At 49.5% G+C, this 5,066-nt stretch carries 7 protein-coding genes; 4 read left to right on the top strand and 3 right to left on the bottom strand.

What is annotated here, in order from left to right; genetic code table 11:
* Positions 1 to 379 precede the first annotated feature (379 nt).
* Positions 380 to 625: a hypothetical protein gene (locus Q9J32_RS10000; protein WP_301883063.1), complete on the bottom strand. Its 246-nt coding sequence runs from the start codon at positions 623 to 625 to the stop codon at positions 380 to 382.
* 111 nt (positions 626 to 736) lie between these two features.
* Here Q9J32_RS10000 and Q9J32_RS09995 point away from each other — a divergent pair, with 111 nt between their 5' ends.
* Positions 737 to 1,165 carry a CopD family protein gene (locus tag Q9J32_RS09995; protein ID WP_301883064.1) on the top strand — a complete coding sequence of 143 codons (429 nt, stop codon included), beginning with the start codon at positions 737 to 739 and terminating at the stop codon, positions 1,163 to 1,165.
* An 11-nt stretch (positions 1,166 to 1,176) separates the two neighbouring features.
* Entirely contained in the window at positions 1,177 to 1,653 is a 477-nt protein-coding gene (locus Q9J32_RS09990; protein ID WP_114935786.1) for a CYTH domain-containing protein, read from the top strand.
* 29 nt (positions 1,654 to 1,682) lie between these two features.
* On the opposite strand, the gene Q9J32_RS09985 is transcribed toward Q9J32_RS09990, so the two are convergent.
* Positions 1,683 to 2,171: a dihydrofolate reductase gene (locus Q9J32_RS09985; RefSeq protein ID WP_301883083.1), complete on the bottom strand. Its 489-nt coding sequence runs from the start codon at positions 2,169 to 2,171 to the stop codon at positions 1,683 to 1,685.
* A 67-nt stretch (positions 2,172 to 2,238) separates the two neighbouring features.
* Positions 2,239 to 3,294, bottom strand: coding sequence for a 3-deoxy-7-phosphoheptulonate synthase AroG (aroG, locus tag Q9J32_RS09980; protein ID WP_301883070.1), 1,056 nt, complete (start codon positions 3,292 to 3,294; stop codon positions 2,239 to 2,241).
* 712 nt (positions 3,295 to 4,006) lie between these two features.
* On the opposite strand from aroG, the gene Q9J32_RS09975 reads away from it, so the two are divergent.
* Together Q9J32_RS09975 and Q9J32_RS09970 are read left to right on the top strand one after the other, a co-directional pair.
* Positions 4,007 to 4,204, top strand: a complete 198-nt coding sequence (locus Q9J32_RS09975; RefSeq protein ID WP_301817114.1) for a hypothetical protein — start codon at positions 4,007 to 4,009, stop codon at positions 4,202 to 4,204.
* Positions 4,201 to 4,467, top strand: coding sequence for a hypothetical protein (locus tag Q9J32_RS09970; RefSeq protein ID WP_301883073.1), 267 nt, complete (start codon positions 4,201 to 4,203; stop codon positions 4,465 to 4,467). Before Q9J32_RS09975 ends, Q9J32_RS09970 begins: the two co-directional genes overlap by 4 nt.
* Positions 4,468 to 5,066: the final 599 nt, after the last annotated feature.

Here is a 5,066-nt window from a genome sequence, read left to right as displayed (position 1 = left end):
GGATCGTACGCATCCGCACCCCAAGCATATGGCGTGCAAAACAGCGATAAAACAGATAATGCTAATAGATTAACCCGACCGCTTGCTTGCTTGCTTGCTTGCTTGCTTTCAGTGTCATGAGAAATTTTCCTTTGTCAAGTGTTAAAATTATAATGATTATATACTACATCATACTACACCACAATGAAAAATCAGGAAAAACAAAAAACCTCCGCCGTCATTCCCGCCTGCGCGGGAATGACAGTTTAGAAATCACCCGAAACGAGAAAAAGAACCGAAACCGAACAAGTTGGATTCCTGAGCGGGCGGGAAGGACGATAAGCGTAATTTCAATCCGCCATATTGTCTTTTCACTTGCCTGAAAACAGATTTCAGCCGCCTATCCCTGCATCCGGCAGCTGATGTAGTCGGCAATCAAATCCCGCTTGTCCCAAAAAAACTTCTGCATTTTTTGTTCGGAATACAGTTTGCGTACCAAAGTGGGCAGACCGCTGTGGACGATGGCGGCGATTTCTTTGTTGCCTTTTTCCTCCCGCATCGCCGTCTGAAAATCCATACCCCTGCCTTTCAGATATGCTGCAAGGCGGTTGCGGACGTGTGAATTGAGTTCGATGGATTTGAGCATTTTGCCTCCGTTTTGCGGTAAGGATTTATTCGATTTGTTTATCCGCCTGATTTTATCACGTTTCCCAAGCGGTTTGCCTGTACAATACCGCTTTTCGGCAGGGTGTGGGCGATGATGTTTTCTTGGTTCAAACTGTTTCACTTGTTTTTTGTCATTTCGTGGTTTGCAGGGCTGTTTTACCTGCCGAGGATTTTCGTCAATATGGCGATGATCGATGCGCCGCGCGGCAATCCCGAGTATGTGCGCCTGTCGGGTATGGCGGTGCGGCTGTACCGTTTTATGTCACCGTTGGGCTTCGGCGCGGTCGTGTTCGGCGCGGCGATACCGTTTGCCGCCGGCTGGTGGGGCAACGGCTGGGTTCACGTCAAACTGTGTTTGGGGTTGATGCTCTTGGCTTACCAGTTGTATTGCGGCGTGCTGCTGCGCCGTTTTCAGGATTACAGCAATACTTTTTCACACCGCTGGTACCGCGTATTTAACGAAATCCCCGTGCTGCTGATGGTTGCCGCGCTGTATCTGGTCGTGTTCAAACCGTTTTGACGGAGCATCTTATGCCGATAGAAATCGAACGCCGTTTTTTGATTGGAAACGACAACTGGCGGCAATACGCCGATGAGCCGCTGCTGTTGAGGCAGGGTTATCTGTCTGTCGAGAAAGAACGTACCGTCCGTGTCCGTATTGCCGGAAAACGGGCGTGGCTGACGCTGAAAGGCTATATTTCGGAAATCAGCCGCAGCGAGTTTGAATACGAAATCCCGCTTGCCGATGCGGAAAAGATGATGGAAACGATGTGCCCGTTTAAGATGGAAAAACGGCGATATCCGGTCAGATGGGGCGGTAGCCTGTTTGAAATCGATGTTTTCCTTGGCGAAAACGCGCCTTTGGTCGTCGCGGAAATCGAGTTGCCCGACGAGAATGCCGATTTTGACCGTCCGGACTGGCTGGGGCGCGAAATCACTGCCGACGGTATGTTTACCAATGCTTATTTGAGCAAACATCCGTTCTCAAGCTGGAAAAATGCCGTCTGAAACGGCTTCAGACGGCATCTGCCTTGCGGTTATCCCTTAAGGTAATGCACGAATGTATATGCAACGCCTTTGCTGCTGACACGGCGTTCCGTCCGCTCTGCTTCTTTCCAATGCGTCCGGTCTATTTCGGGGAAAAATGCATCTCCTTCCACAGACAAATCCACTTCGGTTATCCGCAAATCGGTCGCCAACGGCATCGCTTGTCCGTATATTTGCGCGCCGCCCATAATGACGGCTTCTTCCGCGCCGACGCACAATGCCAATGCCGCCTCCAAACTTGCCGCCGTTTCCGCGCCTGCCGCGCAATAATCCGCCTGCCTGCTAATAACAATGTTTCTTCTTTCAGGCAGGGGTTTGACGGGCAGGGATTCCCACGTTTTCCGCCCCATAATGACGGGTTTGCCCAAGGTATAGGCTTTGAAAAATGCGAAATCTTCGGGGATGTGCCAAGGCATAGCGTTGCCCGCCCCGATGCACAGGTTTTCCGCACACGCCGCAATTAGGGTTATTTTGAGCATATTTCCTCCACAAAAATGCCGTCTGAACGCTTCAGACGGCATTTTATGACATTCTGCGTCAAAAATCTCAACCGGCGCGCGCCATACGTTTTTTGTTCGCACCTGCCAACAATGCCAACAGTTCTTCAGTCGCGCCCCAACCGATACACGCATCGGTAATGCTTTTGCCGTACACTTCCGGCTTGTCCTGCCTGCCTTCGACCAAATGGCTTTCCACCATCACGCCCATGATATTGCCGCCGTCCTGTTCCAATTGGGCGGCAATGTCTTGTGCCACTTCCATCTGCCGGGTGTAATCCTTGCGGCTGTTGGCGTGGCTGCAATCGATCATCAGCTTGTCGGTTACCCCTGCCGCACGCAGTTGTTCCGCCGCCTCGCTGACGTGTCCCGCATCATAATTCGGCTCTTTTCCGCCGCGCAAAATGACATGACAGTCGGGATTGCCGCCGGTATGGACAATGGCGGAATGCCCGGCCTTGGTTACAGACAAGAAATGATGCGAATGGCTCGCCGCACCGATTGCATCGATGGCAATCTTCAAATTGCCGTCCGTACCGTTTTTAAAACCGACGGGGCAGGACAAACCGCTTGCCAATTCACGGTGAACTTGGCTTTCGGTCGTCCGCGCGCCGATTGCCCCCCAAGAAATCAAGTCCGCATAATATTGCGGCGTAATCATATCCAAAAACTCGGTCGATGCCGGCATACCCATATTGTTCAGCGACAACAACAGGCTGCGCGCCTGACGCAAACCGAAATTGATGTCGAACGTACCGTCCAAATGCGGGTCATTAATCAAACCTTTCCAACCCACCGTCGTCCTCGGCTTCTCAAAATAAACGCGCATCACGATCAAAAGCTCGTTTTCATACCGCTTGCGGAGTTTCAACAAACGCTCCGCATATTCCAACGCCGCTTTCGGATCGTGAATCGAACACGGCCCGATAATGACCAACAGCCGCTTGTCCCTGCCGTGAACCAAATCGGAAATTTCCTGACGGGTGCGGTGAACCAAGCCCGAAGCCTCTTTGGAAATCGGCAACTCGTAAAGATGGGCAATCGGCGGCAGCAGTTCTTTAACTTCTTTAATCTTAATATCGTCTGTGGGGTAATGGTGTGTCATCTTGCATCTTTCCTGATGGGTTTTTATACGCGGCTTAGGTTACATCGTTTACCTTGCACAAACAAGTGCAACATATTACTACAAAGCTATTTTATTTCAAAATAACTGATATATCTTTTTTCATAGATTTTAAATTTCATATTTTTAATATTTTAGGAATTTTATTTCAAAGAAAAAGAAACAGATTGATAAAAACAATACCAGCCATTCATTCGGGCAAAACCGCACGGAACATCCGTTTTCCCGTTTCCACGACAATCCGGTACAGGACATCCCGCTGCCGATTCCGCCTGCACATCCGGCAAAATTTCATACTCAAGGAAAATGTTGAAAACAAAAGAACTAATTGCTTGAAAAAAGATTTAATTGGAATGCGGGTATTTCCCACACTTTCTCCATTTATTTATCCTCATTATAAAAACATGAAAAAAACCCCTGCTTGTACTCTCACTTACAGCCGTGTCCGCCGTTACGGTAGCCGATATCCCCGAGTCTAACGGCAAAAGCGAATACAAAGTCTTTGCCGCTTATGTTAAAGGCAAAGCCACTACCGGTAATTTGAAAGAAAAACAACGCACACCGTCCATCGGCTTCCGTTCAACGAACGCCACAGTATGCGTTTTGAGACAGAGTACGCCCAAAGCAAAACGATGCAGACGACAAAAGAGGGAATGCACACATCGCTAACGGCGCAATAGGCAAAACAGCTGCCGTGTATGCCGGTTATACCTACACCCAACCGGTCGGCGAATCCACACGTTTCCGTGGCGGTTTGGAGCGCGTCCAAGTTAAACGTTATCTGGGAGAAAAGTGCTGCGGCTACGCCTGTCCAAAAAGCGAACGCCTCCCCCAGCAAGCAGATGGTAAAATCCGTCAAAACCTTGGCGAAGGCTGGTTTCTGAAGCCATGAGCGGGGTGGCTGTCTATCTCCGCAACAAAAACAAAATAGCAACTGCCTCCCAAGATGCCAACCTAAACTCCAAAGGCCGGTTCGTCAGCACCGGTCTGAATGTGGGCAAACAACTGACCAGCAGTCTCGGCGTAGAGTTTGACCCATACTACCGACAACGCGCAATCCGCAAGTCTTCCGAATTTGTCTCGAATACTACCAAAACCAAAACAGACAGCGAAAAGTTTAACGAGTACGGCTTCCGTGTAGCCGCAACGTTCTAATTCCCTTGCGTATAAAAAGCAGCATAAAAATGCTGCCTTTTCCCATTTCCAAGGGAAGTATTCCGTAGCGCGGTTTACCTAATTGTTTCATACAAACCAAAAATGCCGTCTGAAACCGATTTTCAGACGGCATTTGTCCCTTAAAACACGTTTTTTCAAGCGCGACCATACCAAATGCCTGAAACCCGGGTAAGTACGATTAGCCGCCTCAAGTGGCGTAATCCTACGAACAAATCCTTCCACCCTTCGTACAACCTTTGCTCCATCGAACACCCGCTTCCCAAATACTGATGTCTGCTTGGGTTGAATCGGCATTCGTGCGATTACGGCGCACCGCCTAATCTGTACCTGCATCTGTTGCGCCCAATACCAAAGGCTACCTGAAAATCTCCCAAACTTTTCAGGTAGCCTTATCACGTTTTCAACTGCCGCCACACGCCCAAAGACCGCCTGAAACCCTTTTTCAGACGTTCCGCTCCGATACCCCCAACAAAACGCCGCCTGAACGCATGTTCAGACGGCATTTCCTTGGCATCGATTCATTCCCCGATATAGCGCAGGTCTTTTTCCAGCCATTTCCCTTCCAAACAAAAAACAAA

Origin of the sequence: Neisseria uirgultaei, from assembly GCF_962719845.1 — a bacterium.
Lineage (GTDB): Bacteria > Pseudomonadota > Gammaproteobacteria > Burkholderiales > Neisseriaceae > Neisseria > Neisseria bergeri.
The sequence above is the reverse complement of the archived record's forward strand: the minus strand, read 5'-3'. Positions and strand labels throughout refer to the sequence as shown.